At 39.6% G+C, this 17,336-nt stretch carries 14 protein-coding genes; 7 read left to right on the plus strand and 7 right to left on the minus strand.

What is annotated here, in order from left to right:
* Positions 1-89: 89 nt before the first annotated feature.
* The 6 genes from AB5062_RS10440 (at position 90) to AB5062_RS10465 (ending at position 7,681) form a co-directional block, all read left to right on the plus strand.
* Positions 90-818: a type III pantothenate kinase gene (locus AB5062_RS10440; RefSeq protein ID WP_005847258.1), complete on the plus strand. Its 729-nt coding sequence runs from the start codon at positions 90-92 to the stop codon at positions 816-818.
* Entirely contained in the window at positions 805-2,121 is a 1,317-nt protein-coding gene (locus tag AB5062_RS10445) for a membrane protein (protein WP_005848205.1), read from the plus strand. Before AB5062_RS10440 ends, AB5062_RS10445 begins: the two co-directional genes overlap by 14 nt.
* 46 nt (positions 2,122-2,167) lie before the next feature.
* A complete protein-coding gene (locus AB5062_RS10450; protein WP_005848206.1) occupies positions 2,168-3,523 on the plus strand; it encodes a hypothetical protein in 1,356 nt (451 codons plus the stop codon).
* 2 nt (positions 3,524-3,525) lie between these two features.
* Positions 3,526-4,170 (plus strand): LPS export ABC transporter periplasmic protein LptC, encoded by a 645-nt coding sequence (gene lptC, locus AB5062_RS10455; RefSeq protein ID WP_005848207.1) that lies wholly within the window; start codon positions 3,526-3,528, stop codon positions 4,168-4,170.
* Positions 4,171-4,183: 13 nt separating this feature from the next.
* Positions 4,184-5,443, plus strand: a complete 1,260-nt coding sequence (locus AB5062_RS10460; RefSeq protein ID WP_005847249.1) for a hemolysin family protein — start codon at positions 4,184-4,186, stop codon at positions 5,441-5,443.
* Positions 5,444-5,548: 105 nt separating this feature from the next.
* Positions 5,549-7,681, plus strand: a complete 2,133-nt coding sequence (locus AB5062_RS10465; RefSeq protein ID WP_005847247.1) for a peptidylprolyl isomerase — start codon at positions 5,549-5,551, stop codon at positions 7,679-7,681.
* 630 nt (positions 7,682-8,311) lie between these two features.
* Here AB5062_RS10465 and AB5062_RS10470 read toward each other — a convergent pair.
* The 7 genes from AB5062_RS10470 to AB5062_RS10500 all read right to left on the minus strand — a co-directional run bounded on the left by AB5062_RS10470 (position 8,312) and on the right by AB5062_RS10500 (position 16,295).
* Positions 8,312-9,397 carry an energy transducer TonB gene (locus AB5062_RS10470; RefSeq protein ID WP_008669942.1) on the minus strand — a complete coding sequence of 362 codons (1,086 nt, stop codon included), beginning with the start codon at positions 9,395-9,397 and terminating at the stop codon, positions 8,312-8,314.
* A 127-nt stretch (positions 9,398-9,524) separates the two neighbouring features.
* Positions 9,525-10,568 carry a ketol-acid reductoisomerase gene (ilvC, locus tag AB5062_RS10475; RefSeq protein WP_005847241.1) on the minus strand — a complete coding sequence of 348 codons (1,044 nt, stop codon included), beginning with the start codon at positions 10,566-10,568 and terminating at the stop codon, positions 9,525-9,527.
* 34 nt (positions 10,569-10,602) lie between these two features.
* The gene (locus AB5062_RS10480; protein WP_005847239.1) at positions 10,603-11,346 is read right to left on the minus strand and encodes an acyl-[acyl-carrier-protein] thioesterase; all 744 of its coding nucleotides are present in this window, start codon (positions 11,344-11,346) and stop codon (positions 10,603-10,605) included.
* Complete coding sequence (ilvN, locus tag AB5062_RS10485) at positions 11,346-11,900, minus strand: acetolactate synthase small subunit (protein WP_005847237.1); 555 nt, start codon at positions 11,898-11,900, stop codon at positions 11,346-11,348. Before ilvN ends, AB5062_RS10480 begins: the two co-directional genes overlap by 1 nt.
* A gap of 10 nt (positions 11,901-11,910) precedes the next feature.
* Positions 11,911-13,608, minus strand: coding sequence for a biosynthetic-type acetolactate synthase large subunit (ilvB, locus tag AB5062_RS10490; RefSeq protein WP_005847235.1), 1,698 nt, complete (start codon positions 13,606-13,608; stop codon positions 11,911-11,913).
* 99 nt (positions 13,609-13,707) lie between these two features.
* Entirely contained in the window at positions 13,708-15,510 is a 1,803-nt protein-coding gene (ilvD, locus tag AB5062_RS10495; protein WP_005847233.1) for a dihydroxy-acid dehydratase, read from the minus strand.
* A gap of 410 nt (positions 15,511-15,920) precedes the next feature.
* Entirely contained in the window at positions 15,921-16,295 is a 375-nt protein-coding gene (locus tag AB5062_RS10500; RefSeq protein WP_032952467.1) for a hypothetical protein, read from the minus strand.
* A 355-nt stretch (positions 16,296-16,650) separates the two neighbouring features.
* Between AB5062_RS10500 and AB5062_RS10505 the strand changes: the two genes are divergently transcribed.
* Positions 16,651-17,229 carry a peptidylprolyl isomerase gene (locus tag AB5062_RS10505; RefSeq protein ID WP_005847229.1) on the plus strand — a complete coding sequence of 193 codons (579 nt, stop codon included), beginning with the start codon at positions 16,651-16,653 and terminating at the stop codon, positions 17,227-17,229.
* Positions 17,230-17,336: the final 107 nt, after the last annotated feature.

The following is a 17,336-nucleotide window of genomic DNA, read 5'->3' on the forward strand; positions in this document are numbered from 1 at the left end:
TAAATATTAATTAATTCCTCACAAATACCATTTTTTATTGCTATTCCTATTTATTTTTTGCGTTACTTTGCAGCCGAAAAAGCAAAGTTGTGAATTTAATAATCGACATAGGAAACTCAGTAGCCAAATTGGCTATATTCGACAAAGGCGAGTTAGTTGAAGTATTTCGTGGCTCCAATCATTCTTTAGATTGCCTCCCGATGCTTTGCTCCCGATACCCGTTGAAACGAGGTATCATAGCTTCTGTCATAACACTAAGCAATACGATCCGGCACCAACTGGAAAGATTGCCTTTTAACATCATCGAATTAAGTCATGAAACCCCTGTTCCCGTCACTAATTTATATAAAACGCCTCAAACACTGGGCATGGACCGTTTAGCAGCTGTGGTCGCAGCAAACTGGCTGAAGCCTGGACACGATGTGCTGGTTATTGATGCAGGAACCTGTGTCACATACGATTTTATTGACGCTGACGGAGCCTATCATGGAGGCAATATTTCTCCAGGAATGCGTATGCGTTTCAAGGCATTGAACATATTCACCGACAAACTTCCCAAAGTAAGCGCTAAAGGAGAAGTTCCGATGTATGGACAATCTACAGAAACGGCTATCCGGGCAGGAGTCATTCGCGGAATGGAATTTGAAATGAGCGGCTATATCACCCATCTTCAAAAGAATTATCCGGAGCTTTTGGTTTTTTTAACGGGCGGAGATGAATTTTCTTTTGATACAAAATTAAAAAGTATCATCTTTGCAGATAGATTTTTAGTATTGAAAGGTTTAAACAGAATATTAAGCTATAATGATAAATTATAAAAGACTGATTAGTGCGTCAATATTACTCACAGTCACAGGGCTGGCCGTAGCCCAAACAAGCACAAATTCTCCCTATACACGCTACGGCTTTGGTCAGTTAGCTGATCAAAATTTTGGTAACAGTAAAGCAATGGGAGGAATAGCATACGGTTTGCGAAACGGCTACCAAATCAACGCGTCTAATCCGGCATCTTATACAGCTATCGATTCATTGACATTCTTGTTCGATGCAGGAATGACTCTTCAAAATGCGAACTTCAAGGATGGTAATGTAAAAACCAATGCTAAAAACTCAAGTTTTGACTATTTGGCCATGCAATTCCGTCTATGGCAAAAAATGGGAATGACAGTTGGTTTTCTTCCATTTTCTACAGTAGGTTACAACATTTCCAAAACACATGATTTTGAGGATGTAGACAATAACGGAAAGTGGGCCGAATCTTATAATGGCGACGGAGGCTTTCACCAGGTTTTTGTAGGATTAGGTTATAAAGTATTTAATAATTTGTCTGTTGGTGCAAATTTTTCATATCTTTATGGAGACATTACCCATCAATCCATGACAGCTATTGGAGCGACAGATACACGTAGTATCAAATTAGACAAATTTTCCATCAGTGATTATAAATTGGATTTTGGTTTACAGTATACTTATAAGTTAAACAAGAAAAACACAATAAATGTAGGTGCCGTTTATACACTGGGACATACCTTGCACGGAGATGCATATAAATATCATCAGACAGGTACGGAAAGTAATGGTTCCATTTATGTACAGTCACAAACTGGCGATACTATTCCAAACCCGTTTAAAATGCCACATACATTTGGTGCAGGTCTTACTTATGTATATGACAACCGCCTGACGATTGGGATTGACTATACTTTACAAAAATGGAATACAGCCGATCTGACTTGGAGCAAGTTCAACAAAGAAAGTGTGGAAATGAATAACCGCACAAAAATAGCTTTTGGTGCGGAATTCGTACCAAGTTATATCAGCCACAACTATCTGAAGCGTATCCGTTACCGTATGGGAGCTTATTATTCAACTCCTTATAATAAGGTAAGCTATACTGATCCGGACACAGGAGCAACCAGTTTTCAAGACGGTGCACGCGAATATGGCGTCAGTGTAGGTTTCGGACTTCCCATGTTCCAAAGTAAATCTATGCTGAACATTTCCGGACAATACATTAAAGTCAGTCCTAAATTTAAAGGATTAATGGAAGAGAACTATTTGAGAATCAATATCGGGCTCACTTTCAATGAACGTTGGTTCATGAAATGGAAAGTGGATTAATAAATGGAGAGAAGCAAATAAATAACAACAACTAAATTTATATACGATGAAAATGAAGATGGTAACAGCGCTGTTCGTTCTTTCCTTAGGTACAACAGCTTCTTTCGCTCAGACCGGAGCGTCAGACGGATCAAGATTCGGACATGGTGAAGACAGTATCCGATGCTTGAAAAATATCAGTATTTACACTGAGTATGTCAAAACTAACAATTTCAAGGACGCCTATACTCCTTGGATGAGCGTATTTACAGAAGCCCCCAAAGCTCAAGTAAGTACTTATACTAATGGTGCAAAAATTCTTCGTGCTTTAATAGCCGGTGAAAAAGATGCAGCTAAGCAAAAACAATACTTCAATGAACTGATGAAAGTTCACGACCAGCGTATCCAATATCTGGACGATTTGAACAAGTTGGTTAAAAGAGATGCTACAAAGGGTTCAATTATCGGAATGAAGGCACATGACTACTTCACAATGGGTGGACAGGACATGAATGAAGCATACAACATGTTCAAAGAAGCCATTGAACTTGAAAAAGAAAATTCCGACTATTTTGTATTACAAGAATTCATGGATGCTGCTGCCCGTAAAATGAAGAGTGATGAAGCATACAAAGAACAATTCATTCAGGATTACTTGTTTGCATCAGGAGTTGCTGATGGAGCTTTAAAAGCTGCTACAAAGGAAAATGACAAAAAATTATTGAAAGTGGCAAAAGACAATATCGATGCATTTTTCATTAACAGTGGTGTAGCGACTTGCGACAACCTACAAGCTATCTATGCTCCGAAAGTTGAACAAAACAAAACTAATTTGGATTATCTGAAGCAAGTTATTTCTGTAATGCAGATGCTAAACTGTACAGAACAGGAAGCTTACTTTGCTGCATCTGAAGCCGCACATGCCATCGAACCGACTGCCGAAACTGCTGTAGGTTGCGGATACATGTATTACAAGAAAGGTGATATGGACAAATGTATCGACTATTTTGATCAGGCTATCAACTTAGAACAAGACCCATTAAAGAAAGCCGACTATGCATACAAAACCGCTGCTATTTTATTCAGCAAAAAACAGTTGAGCAAGGCAAAACAATATGCGCTGAAGTCAATCTCATTGGATGGAAACAATGGTAAGCCTTACATTTTAATTGCTAATATGTATGCATCAAGCCCTAACTGGAGTGATGAAGCCGCATTGAACAAGTGTACTTATTTTGCTGTTATCGACAAATTACAGAAAGCAAAAAGTGTAGATCCTAGTGTTGCTGAAGAAGCAAATAAACTAATTGGTACTTATGCAGCCCATACTCCTAAAGACGCAGACTTGTTCTTCCTCAGCTTGAAGAAAGGTGACTCTGTTACAATCGGTGGATGGATTGGTGAAACAACAACTATCAGATAATTATGTCGTCTGAAAAAAAACAAGAATCACACTTTATATTTCTAAACATAACAGTTGCCATTTGGGCAACTGTTATGTTTGTTTTATTCCCAGCATGCTCAGGAGGCGAAAAAAATCTGGCGGAAGCCATTACAGAAAGAGATTCATTGCCTAGCATGAAAACATTGGGGGTTACTACCCTTATATCCGATTCCGGTATTACCCGCTACAAAATTATCACAGAAGAATGGGAAATTTATGATAAAAAGAACCCTCCTTATTGGGCTTTTGAAAAAGGAGTTTATCTGGAAAAGTTTGATTCCCTATTCCATATTGATGCCAGCATAAAAGCCGATACAGCCTATTACTACGAGAAAAAGAAACTTTGGGAATTGAGAAGCAATGTGCATATCCGCAGCCAAAGAGGCGACAAATTTGACACAGACCTGCTCTTTTGGGATGAAAAACAGGAAAGGGTCTATTCTGACAAATTTATCCGCATTGAACAAGAAGACAAAATCATTACCGGTTATGGATTTGAATCCAACCAGCAAATGACAGAATATCAAATTTATAATAACACAGGTATTTTCACTGTAGAAGATACAGCACCAGCAGACAGTACAAAAGCTGTTGCAAATAGCACCAGAACTGATTCGATACGCTAATTCACTCACTATTATGGGTATTATTATACAAATTCTTATCACAATGGCTTTTTCCGCTTTTTTCTCCGGCATGGAAATAGCCTTTGTTTCATCCAATAAATTACGTTTTGAAATGGATCGTAACAGCCAAAGCATAAATTCACGTATACTTTCCATCTTCTTTCATAATCCGAACAATTTTATCTCTACCATGTTGGTAGGGAACAACATCGCTTTGGTCATTTACGGTATATTGATGGCACAAGTCATTGAACAAAACTTGCTGGCAGGATTGATAGACAACCACTTTTTATTAGTACTGATCCAAACAATTATTTCCACATTAATCATCTTGGTCACAGGAGAGTTCCTGCCTAAAACCTTATTTAAGATTAATCCCAATTTCACTCTGAATATTTTTGCAGTTCCCACTTACATTTGCTATGTCTTGCTCTATCCCATCAGCAAGTTTGCTTCGGGAATATCCAATATATTACTTTACATTATAGGCATTAAAACAAATAAAGAAGCCAATGAAAAAGCTTTTACCAAAGTCGATCTAGATTACTTTATTCAAAGCAGTATACAAGATGTTCAAAATGAACAAGACATAGACACCGAAGTCAAGATATTCCAAAATGCACTAGATTTTTCGAATATCAGAATTAGGGATTGTATGGTACCTAGAACCGAAATTGTTGCCATAGAATATGGAACTCCCATAGAAGAACTAAAAGCCCGCTTCATTGAAAGCGGAATCAGTAAAATCATTGTCTATAAAGAAAACATTGACAATATTATAGGTTATATCCATTCTTCTGAAATGTTTCGTGAACAGACCGACTGGACTAAGAGTGTCCGCCAACTACCTATTGCTCCCGAAACGATGGGAGCGCATAAGCTGATGAAACTATTCATGCAGCAAAAGAAATCCTTAGCTGTAGTAGTCGATGAATTCGGAGGTACATCCGGCATCGTGGCGCTAGAAGATTTAGTGGAAGAAATTTTCGGTGAAATAGAAGATGAGCATGACACGACTTCTTACATAGCCAAATCTGTCGGTGACAATGAATACATCCTTTCCGGACGTCTGGAAATAGAAAAAGCCAATGAATTGTTCTCACTTGGCCTACCGGAAAATGATGATTACCAAACTATCGGTGGACTCATCCTGCACCAATACCAAAGCTTCCCCAAAATACATGAAGAGATCACTTTCGATAAATTCCATTTCAAAATAATTAAAGTAACAGCAACCAAAATTGAATTAGTAAAGTTGAAAGTAACCGAATAATAGATTTTTTTCACAATAAAATAGCTTGTAAGCTGCATTTTTTGTATCTTCGTGCGCTAAATCTATGAAGTATAAAAAAACAATAAACAAAAATAGTAAAATTAAATGGCAACATTACAAACAATCAGAAGTAAAGGCCCTCTGTTGGTCGTTGTAATCGGACTTGCCCTCTTCGCATTCATTGCCGGAGACGCATGGAAGGTTCTCCAACCACATCAGGGTAAACAAGACGTAGGTGAAGTGAATGGAAAAACACTTACAGCACAAGAGTATCAAAAAATGGTAGACGAATACACAGAAGTCATTAAATTGACACAAGGTGTTTCTGCATTAAATGACGACCAACTGACTCAAGTGAAAGACCAAGTATGGCAATCTTACGTAAATAACCAATTAATCGCAGCAGAAGCTGCAAAATTGGGACTGACTGTCAGCAAAGCTGAAGTTCAAGCAATCATTGAGGAGGGTACTAACCCCTTATTAATGCAAACTCCGTTCCGCAATCCGCAAACCGGTGCTTTCGACAAAGATATGCTGAAAAAATTCCTGGTAGATTACGCTCACCTGGATGCAAGCAAAATGCCTGCACAATATGTAGAATACTATCAAAAAATGGGAGCTTTTTGGAATTTTATTGAAAAGACTTTGATCCAATCTACTTTAGCTGAAAAATATCAGAACCTGATTGCAAAATCATTGATCTCAAATCCGGTTGCAGCTGAAGATGCGTTTACATCACGCACTGAACAATCAGACGTTTTACTGGCTGCAATTCCTTATTCTTCTATCAGCGATTCAACTATCACGGTTTCAAACAGCGAAATCAAAGATCTGTATAACAAGAAAAAAAGTTCTTTCGAACAGCCGGTTGAAACTCGTAATATCAAATACATTGATGTATTGGTAACTCCATCTGAAGAAGATCGCAAAGAAGTATTAAATGAAGTAACCGAATATGCCAACCAGCTAGGTACCGCTGCCGACATGAACACATTCATCCGTTCCACCGGCTCTGTTGTTCCTTTTTCTGAAATTGCAATCAACAAGACTGTATATCCTAATGATGTAGTTGCTCGTTTGGACTCTGTAACTATCAACGAAGTATATGGTCCTTACTATAATCAGGCAGATGATTCATATAATGCTTTTAAAATTATTGCCAAGCAGACTGCTCCCGATTCAATCCAATATCGTCAAATTCAGGTATATGCTGAAGATGCTGCTAAAACCGCAACTTTAGCCGATAGTATTTTCAATGCACTGAAAGATGGAGCTGACTTTGCTGATATCGCAAAAAAATATGGTCAGACAGGTGAAGCAACCTGGTTGACTGCACGCAACTATGAAGGTGCTGCATTAGATGCTGACAATGCTAAATACATCAACACATTGATTAACTCTAATGTTAAAGAATTAAGCAATCTTCAGATCGGACAAGCTAACGTTATTCTTCAAGTGTTGGATAAAAAAGCCATGAAAGATAAATATAAAGTTGCAGTGATTAAACGTCCGGTTGAATTCAGCAAAGAAACATACAACAAGGCATACAATGATTTCAGCCAATTCGTAGCGCAGAACACTACAATGGATAAGATTGTTGCCAATGCAGAAGAAAGCGGATACCGCTTGTTAGAACGTGCTGATTTCCGTAGCGCAGAACACCGTGTGGGTGGTGTAAAAGGAACCCGTGAAGCGTTGAAATGGATTTTTGCAGCCAAAGAAGGTGAAGTGTCTCCATTGTATGAATGTGGTGAGAACGATCACCTGATGGTAGTTGCTCTTGAAAAGATTAATCCTGCCGGATATCGTAATATCAACTTGGTTGCCGACATGCTGAAAGCAGAAATCATCAAAGATAAAAAAGCTGAAAAACTGATAGCTGAAATGAAAGGCGCAAACAGCATTGACCAAGTGAAAAATATGGCAAATGCAGTTAGCGATTCTGTAAAACATATCACTTTCTCTGCTCCGGCATATGTTTCAGTAACTCGCGCCAGCGAACCAGCTTTAGGTGCTTATGCAAGCAAAGCTGAAGTAAACAAGTTAACTGGTCCTATCAAGGGTAATGCAGGTGTTTACATGATTCAGGTTTATAACAAAGAAAAAAGTGCAGAAGAATTTGATGCTAAAAACGAAGAAAACAACTTGTCTAATATGGCAGGACGTTATGCTAGCAGTTTCATCAATGACCTCTACAAAAAAGCTGAAGTGAAAGATGACCGTTATCTGTACTTCTAATCTGTAGTATATAATCCTATAAATATAAAAACAGGCTGTATCAAATGATTGGTACAGCCTGTTTTTATATTCTTCCTGTCGTTGGTGACAGGACGTTTTTTTAAAAGATCAAGAGCTTTTAAAAAAAGATAACCGCCTTTTTAAAAAAGAACAAGAGCTTTTTTAAAAACGTCTTGATCTTTTTTACCCCTGCCGGAAATTCCATCGTAAGCCTCATTTCGTAGAAACCCTTCTCATGCATACTTCTTACGATAGAAAAGCCTGAAAATGTCCTACTTTGCATCAAACACAAACAGCCTGTAAAAAATATACATAACTGACAACAAGCATGTTATGTAAAAAAAAACTTCAAAACATAGTGAGGGCATGAGAGTATAAGTGAGAGCAAGTATTTTTACCGTCAATACATAAGTAATTTATAATTAGCCTGTTATACACACAATAAGGGCATGAGGGCATACATGCTCGAAGTTCCTGTATCGAAAAACTGACAGGTCAGAGATACTTCCGAAAGTTGACCGAAGAACAAAATGATCCTTCAAGAACGGTAATCCTCCTTAATGTTACAGGTGGACTCCAAAAACTGTCAAAACATCGAAATCTCAAGTCCAAAGTAGCAATATGTATAAGCTACCAACTAAAAATAATGGGAATGGTGAATTGATTCACATAAAACTCCCGATACCATTTCTTTGAATTGAAATAATACCCCGTACTCCATTTTTCATTCACTAATTGAAGTACCCGCAATGCTTCGGCATCCATTAATGGATCAAGTCCCCTCACCAGCCGAAAATCTTTCATTGAACCATCTATATCCACATTGAAACTATAAATCACCCGTCCCTGCTTTCCCGTAGCTTTCATTTCGGGAGTTATTTTCAGATGAGAATTTATAAATTGCGTCAAAGCAACAGTACCACCGGGATAAGAAGAGTATCTATAAGGCTCCCAAGTGGTCTTTTCCAAATCTTCCTGTGCACATTCCCTATACAATAAATAATGTTCCAGATCCTCTTTCCAAAAACGCATAGTCAAAAAATAATCATATGGCACAGGTTTGCTGTTTTTCATGGCAGGAATCAGCCGGGGAAAATTAGAAAGAATACGTATAGCCTCTTTATCAAAAGCCGGATGAGTGCCTTTTATCACACGGATATTCATAATCTCCCCGTTTTCATTCACCGTAAAACGGCAAATAGCAACGGCTTTATCCACTTTATCATCAGGCCAACCCATATTTCCCATAACAAGACTACGAATATCATCTGGAAAGACAGGCATGGAATCGACAAATTGTCCCCTGCAAGATTCCAGAACTTGCTGCTGCCGCCAAATACGGTCACTGTAAATATCAGGATTAAAAGGAATATGAAAGACTACAGTACTATCTATATCTCTACCCGCTTTCTTTGCAGGCTGCCATTCACGCATCCCCTCAATCACATCTTCGGCCGCCTTGGCAAACAAAGGATGAGTGGCTTCAATATATTTACTACGGACAATACCCAAACTATCAATGCGGAGTGTACACACTGCTTCACCTGCAATATCCGCCTTTAATAAAGAATCCGGATATACAAGCTGCCACACAGCATAATCCGTAATACCTTTTACTGTGGGATAATATGGTGGAAGATTCATATTCTTTTGTGCATAAAAAGATAGAAAGGGAAATATGCACCCTATTAATAAAAGTGATAATCTATTATTCATGTCTAAGTCAAGTTTTCACAAAATTAGCGACTACACATGATATAAACAATACCACTAACATTAATATATATAAAAGAAAGCGGAGATGCCTCATCGCACCCCCGCTTTCTATACTAAATACTAACTATTAATTATTTTCAGGACGAAGTTTACGTACGGTTACAGCCGTCTGCCACATTTCGCTTTCACGCAATGCTTTCAATTCTTCTTCCAATTTTTCACGATAATCGGGTTTAGAGTTAGAATCGATAGAAATCTGAGCCTCGTTGCCAGTCTTCACACTGTGATATAACTTTTCAACTACAGGTTTGATAGCATCATGAAACGGAGTCATCCAATCCAATGCACCGCGCTGAGCAGTAGTAGAGCAGTTAGCATACATCCAGTCCATACCATTCTTAGCAAACAAAGGCATCAATGACTGGGTTAATTCTTCTACAGTTTCATTAAACGCTTCAGAAGGGCTATGTCCGTTTTCACGCAATACTTCATACTGAGCCAACAACAATCCTTGGATAGCCCCCATTAAAGAACCGCGTTCACCAGTCAAGTCAGAAGTTGCTTCACGCTGGAAAGTAGTTTCGAACAAATAGCCTGAACCGATACCAATACCCAATGCAATAGTACGTTCATAAGCCTTGCCGGTTACATCCTGATAGATAGCGTATGAAGAGTTCAAACCACGACCTTCCAAGAACATGGTACGCAGTGAAGTACCCGACCCTTTAGGAGCTACCATGATCACATCAATATCAGCAGGAGGAACTACCCCTGTACGGTCACTCCAAGTAATAGCAAAGCCATGAGAGAAATAAAGTGCCTTGCCTTGAGTCAAGCAAGGTTTGATAGTCGGCCATACAGACATAACAGCTGCATCAGATAACAGACACATTACGATAGTCGCTTTCTGACAAGCCTCTTCAATACCAAACAGAGTTTCACCCGGAACCCATCCGTCAGCAACTGCTTTTTCATATGTTTTTCCCGGACGCTGACCAACGATTACATTGAAACCATTGTCCCGGAGATTCAAAGACTGCCCCGGTCCCTGCACACCATACCCGATCACAGCGATTGTTTCATCTTTCAATACTTCACGTGCTTTTTCCAAAGGAAATTCATCGCGGATAACTACAGTTTCTGTAACGCCGCCAAAATTCAATTGTGCCATTTTAAATTATAAATTAAAAATTAAAAATTAGATTCTAAATAAATATCACCTTACTGCGAACGACAACATCTGTGCCATTCTTCTTCACCTCTATATCATATTCTTTCTCCCCCACTTCCTCGCGGTAGAAACTCAATATATCACCATAATAACTTTCAGCTACATAAGCCATCTCAAAACGTTTAATCCGTTTCTCCTTAAAAAATTCTATAGGAAACAGGTCGAGAATATGTTCTATATACTTAATACTGTTCACATGACCATTGATATCAATATCGCTATATCTGGTCTGGTATTCAGAAACCGGAGTTTTCTCTGTCACCTTAATACGACCGGGCTTGCTTATAGGACATTCCTTATCGCATACATAATCAGTGATACTACCTCCGTGAAGCGTAAGCAAGTCAGCTGGTTTGCGAGTTTCCATACTGATCATCGCCCATACGGAACGGGCGTATCCGACAGCTTTTCCTTCCTTATCCAAAATTGCAAAATTACGGTCTGTAAAAAGGCGATACACGTTCTCCACCCATGTCTGAATACTGAATCCCTCATATTGACAAGGCATATTCTCTAACTCTACAGCTAAACGGGAAAGTACCCATGTATAATGATTCTCATTGAGTGTAGCAATTCCAAATCCCCGGTCGGCAGCATGAAAGCCGGCACAATTCAGCAAATGGTTACCCAGCACACTCATAGTCAACTTTCCACTGAAATCACAGTGAAAGGGTTCTGCCACAAATCTGTATGTTCCTACTTTATTCTCACTCATCATTATTCCGTTTTTTGCTGGCGATACTTTTCCTCGCGTTGGGTCAGATATTCGTTCACACGCTCGAAACAGCTGGTAGTAATCGCCACACGTCCCGAACGTACAAACTGCAATACACACCCCAATCCGCGCAACTCCTCATAAAGAGCGGTAATTTCCTCACTCATTCCATTCTTTTCAACAATAGAGAAAACCGGATTTACTTCTACAATGCGGGCACTATAACGGCGGATAACTTTAGATGCCATAGGATTCTCCTGAAATTCAGGAGTAGAAACCTTGTACAAAGCAATCTCATGCTGATAAATCTCACTATCAGTAAAATAATGTGCCTGCAAAACATCTATTTTCTTCTCAATCTGCTTCACCACCTTTTCTATCACATCCTGAGTAGTCCAGACAGTAATAGTATATTTATGCACTCCCTTGATGGAAGACGCAGAAACATTAAGACTTTCGATATTGATTTGGCGACGAGTAAACACAGCCGTAATCTGATTCAGCAAACCGGCGATATTTTCTGAATGAACGATTAATGTATATAATGTCTTATCCATAATTATTAAATTAGCATTCCAGTAACATCTGATTCACCGAGCTTCCCGGAGGTGTCATCGGCAATACATTTCCCTCTTCTATCACACAAGCCTCCAACAGGAACGGCCCGTCATTAGCCAGCATTTCATGGATAGCATCCTGCAATTCCTCGCGCTTCATGACACGACGGGCAGGAATCTCGTATGCCTCGGCAATCTTCATGTAATCCGGATTCAACATCGGAGTAAATGAATAACGATGACCGAAAAACATAGCTTGCCACTGACGAACATTACCCAAATAGTTATTGTTCAACAAAATAATCTTTACCGGCGCTTTTTGCTCCATGATAGTTCCCAATTCTTGAATATTCATCTGCAAACCGCCATCACCCATAAATACGCATACAGTACGATCCGGGCAACCGAAAGTAGCGCCTATAGCAGCGGGAAGACCGAATCCCATTGTTCCCAATCCACCTGAAGTTACGATGCTGCGGTTCTTACTGTATTTAAAATAACGAGCAGCCATCATTTGGTTCTGTCCCACATCTGTCACCAGTACGGCCTCATTATTCGAAGCCTCACTCACCGCACGCACCACTTCACCCATATTCAACGCCCCGTCAACAGGATGAATTTCTTTACTGATAACATGTTCATATTCCGTCTTTTCATATTCAGCAAAGCTATCAATCCATTCGGAGTGTTTATTCTCCCGGATAAGTTGCGTCAGCATAGCTAGCGTATGTTTACAATTACCTAATACGGGTACATCCACTTTTACATTCTTGTCTATTTCAGAATGGTCAATATCCAAATGAATCACCTTTGCCTGTTTAGCATATGTATCTAATTTTCCGGTTACACGGTCGTCAAAGCGCATACCTACGGCAATCAACACATCACATTCATTAGTCTTGACATTGGGCCCCAGATTTCCATGCATACCTAACATTCCTTTATTTAAAGGATGCGAAGTCGGTATAGCCGAAAGTCCCAGCAAAGTACAGCCACAAGGCATATCGGCTTTTTCTATGAATGCACGTAACTCATCTTGTGCATTACCCAACTCTACCCCCTGCCCTACCAACACTAATGGCCTTTGGGCATTGTTTATCAATTCGGCAGCCTCCTGAAGAGATTCCTTATCAGGATTAGGTTCCGGATCATAACTACGGATAAAATCAAGCTTCATCGGTTCATAATCCACCATCTCCACTTGTGCATTCTTGGCAAAGTCCAGAACAACAGGACCGGGACGTCCGCTTTTGGCTATATAGAAAGCACGGGCTACAGCCCAAGCTACATCTTCCGCACGGCGAATTTGGTAACTCCATTTGGTAATAGGCTGAGTGATACCCACCAGATCTACTTCCTGAAAAGCATCCGTACCCAAAAAAGAAGCTCCTACCTGTCCGGCAATCACCACAATAGGCGTGCTGTCAATCATAGCATCGGCAATGCCGGTGATGGTATTTGTCGCACCGGGTCCGCTAGTCACCAAACAGACACCAACCTCCCCGGATACGCGGGCAAATCCCTGTGCTGCATGGGCAGCTCCCTGTTCATGACGGACCAATATATGGTTCAATGTATCTTTATGATGATATAAAGCATCAAAAGTAGGCATGATAGAACCTCCAGGATATCCGAAAAGAGTTTTTACTCCTTGATACTCCAAAGAACGCATCATCGCCTCTGCTCCTGTTATCTTTTCTTTTGCCATAATTGTTTAGTTGAGAATTGAGATTCAAAAAAATACGATGCCGGACAACTGGCCGATGACAACGAAACTGTTTTTTATTCTCAATTTTTAATTTCTAATTTAGTCAATGATTCTCACTCCTCCTTTATCTGCAGAACTTACCATACTAGCGTATGCCTTCAAGCTTTTAGGAACTTTACGGTCGCGGGTCACCGGTGCCATCGGTCGGGCGGCCAATTCTTCGTCGCTCAGTTTCACATTGATACTGCGGTTCGGAATATCGATTTCAATTATATCACCATCCACTATTTTTCCGATATTACCACCCGCTGCAGCTTCGGGAGAAATATGCCCGATGCTTAATCCCGAGGTTCCTCCACTAAAACGTCCGTCGGTAATCAGAGCACATTCTTTTCCTAAATGCTTGGATTTGATATAAGAAGTAGGATAAAGCATTTCCTGCATACCGGGACCACCTTTCGGACCTTCATGAGTGATAACAACAACATCTCCGCTGACTACCTTTCCTCCTAGAATACCTTCACAAGCAGCATCCTGCGAATCGAACACCTTGGCAGGTCCCGAGAATTTCCAAATACTTTCATCCACTCCGGCTGTTTTCACTACGCAACCATCCTGTGCAATGTTCCCTTTCAAAACAGCCAAACCTCCGTCCTTACTATAAGCATGTTGCAAATCACGGATACAACCATTGGCACGATCTGTATCCAGTTCTTTATAAACAGCATTCTGAGAACCCAGCTTTATATTGAATTTGTTTCCCGGAGCACTTGAATAGATACGTTTTGCTTCAGTATCCACTTCCTTCTTACATATATTATATTTTTCGACAGCTTCCGCCAATGTCAGACCGTCCACTCGTTTCACATCGGTTTTCAGCAAACCACCCTTGGATAATTCTCCCAATATATTAAGGATACCGCCGGCACGGTTCACATCCTGGATATGATATTTCTGTGTGTTCGGAGCTACTTTACACAAACAAGGCACATGGCGTGAAAGCATATCAATATCATCCATCTTGAAATCTACTTCCGCCTCGTGGGCGATAGCTAAAAGATGGAGCACAGTATTGGTGGAACCACCCATTGCAATATCCAATGTCATGGCATTCAGAAAAGCATCACGAGTAGCAATGCTGCGTGGCAACACGCTGTCATCTCCTTCCTCATAGTATTTATAAGCATTCTTCACTATCAGAGCAGCCGCATCTTTAAACAACTGAGTACGGTTGGCATGAGTTGCCAAAATAGTGCCATTACCCGGAAGTCCCAGACCAATAGCCTCATTAAGACAATTCATGGAATTAGCCGTAAACATACCTGAACAGCATCCACAGCCGGGACACGCATTATCTTCTATTTGAGCCACATCCTCATCGCTGACCGATGCATCAGCAGATTTAATCATGGCGTCTATCAAATCAAGATGCTGGTTATTCCATTCTCCTGCCTCCATAGGACCACCCGATACAAAAACAGTCGGTATGTTCAGCCGCATGGCAGCCATCAGCATACCCGGAGTGATTTTGTCACAATTACTGATACACACCATTGCATCCGCCTTATGAGCATTCACCATATATTCCACGCTGTCGGCAATGATATCACGACTGGGCAGTGAATATAGCATACCATCGTGTCCCATAGCTATTCCGTCATCAATGGCAATTGTATTGAACTCTGCTGCAAAACATCCCAGTTTTTCGATCTCGGCTTTCACTTGCTGACCTATTTCATGCAGATGGGTATGTCCCGGAACAAACTGTGTAAACGAATTTACTATGGCTATAATGGGCTTGCCCATCATTTCTTTTTTCATGCCGTTAGCTACCCATAAAGCTCTCGCTCCTGCCATACGGCGACCCTGTGTGCTAAACGAACTGCGTAACTGATTCTTCATCTTATTCTAAATCTATAACGTCCTATACTTATTGAAAAAGCCTTCCTCACCATGTGAGAAAGGCTTTCAATTATTTCTTTATATGTACAACTACACATACACAACCTTTCTCACGCTCCCAGTGTGACCACCACGACGCGAATAATATGCAGGACTGCCAGGTTATTTAGAGTAGTAATATTCATATATCTGTTTTCTTTGTTTCTTTAACGACTGCAAAGGTAAAGCGTTTTTTGTAACAAACAAATAAAATGAAGATTTTTTTTCTTATAAATTATCATTCGTAACTAAATCGGGCTTTAAACAATCATTTTATCACAAATATACACTATATCTTCCGACGGATAAATAAAAAAGAGAATACAAACCAATGCACTCTCTTTTCTATTCATTTATTTCACTTTATAAATTTATTTATTCACCGCATCTTCCATATAGGAATCCAACCCTTTGTTTTTCAATGTGACATTCAACAACTGCACATACTTCTTGTACTGCTCATTTGTCAATGTACGTTTCATCAGTTTGAAGTTTCCATATACGGCTTCACGCAATTTTTTACCTTGTTTAGCTTCTTTTGCGTAGCTTGCGCTTTGCACTTTGTCAGCAAAATAATCAGAAATATTAGCAACCTCCTCCATCTGACGTGCATCCAGATTCAAATATTTGCTCAACTTTGCGACGTTAACATCTACCTTCCAATCTTTACCTTCTACTTTTTCTCCTGCAAAACTTGTAGCTGACATTCCTAATGCCACTACAACCAACAATACTAAACGTTTCATAATACCTAAAATTTTAATTTGTTAAACCTAAAAACAATTTACTTAGTACCTAAGAACTAAATAATACCTTTTAAAAACAATCTCGTTATCTCTTTCTCTTTACGTTGCAAATATAACAACATGCTTTATAACATGTTGTCATATATCTGTTAATTAAAGCAAACATCTATCAAAACGAGCAGTTAATTGATTTATATCAAGGATTAAACGCCACCGAAAATGCATTTATAGTATCATAATAACAAATTTATGTAATATAAACGTAATAACAAAGGATTAAGGGGAATTAATTCGTATCTTTGCCAACGGAAAACTTACGTAAGTAGTTTATATTACATTATTATAATAAGAAAACATGGAAAATAAGTACATCACCGTAGCATACAAACTTTATGTAATGCAAGACGGCCAGAAAACATTGGTAGAAGAAGCAACTGTAGAACATCCTTTCCAGTTCATATCCGGCTTAGGAACCACACTGGAACGCTTTGAAACAGAAATAACAGCCTTGAAGAAGGGTGATAAATTTGAATTTGTCATTCCTACCGCAGAAGCCTACGGAGAATATATGCCCGAAGGTGTGCGCACTGTATCTAAAGATATGTTCACCATTGATGGTGTTTTTGATGAAGAACGTATCTTCCCGGGGGCTGTCATTCCCTTACAGGACAATGAAGGCCATCACTTCTACGCTACCGTAAGCGAAGTAACCAATGACACTGTTACTGTAGATTTAAACCATCCTCATGCAGGTAAAGATCTCACTTTTGAAGGTGAAGTAGTAGAATCCCGCACAGCCACTAATGAAGAAATTCAGGAAATGGTAAAAATGATGAGTGGAGAAGGATGCGGCTGTGGTTGTGGTGACTGCGGAGGTGGATGCGGTGATGGTTGTAGTGATGAAAACAACTGTGGATGCGGACATTGCCACTAATCCAATTTGAAAAATAATAAAACGAGAAAAGAGGCTGTCTCAAAATGAGACGGCCTTTTTTTGTGTTTGCAAAAAAATCGGGCAAGTCCTAACTTCGCTCAGTCAGA

Origin of the sequence: Phocaeicola sp. RTP21359st1_B8_RTP21360_211022 (assembly GCF_040911965.1) — a bacterium.
GTDB classification, from domain to species: domain Bacteria; phylum Bacteroidota; class Bacteroidia; order Bacteroidales; family Bacteroidaceae; genus Phocaeicola; species Phocaeicola vulgatus.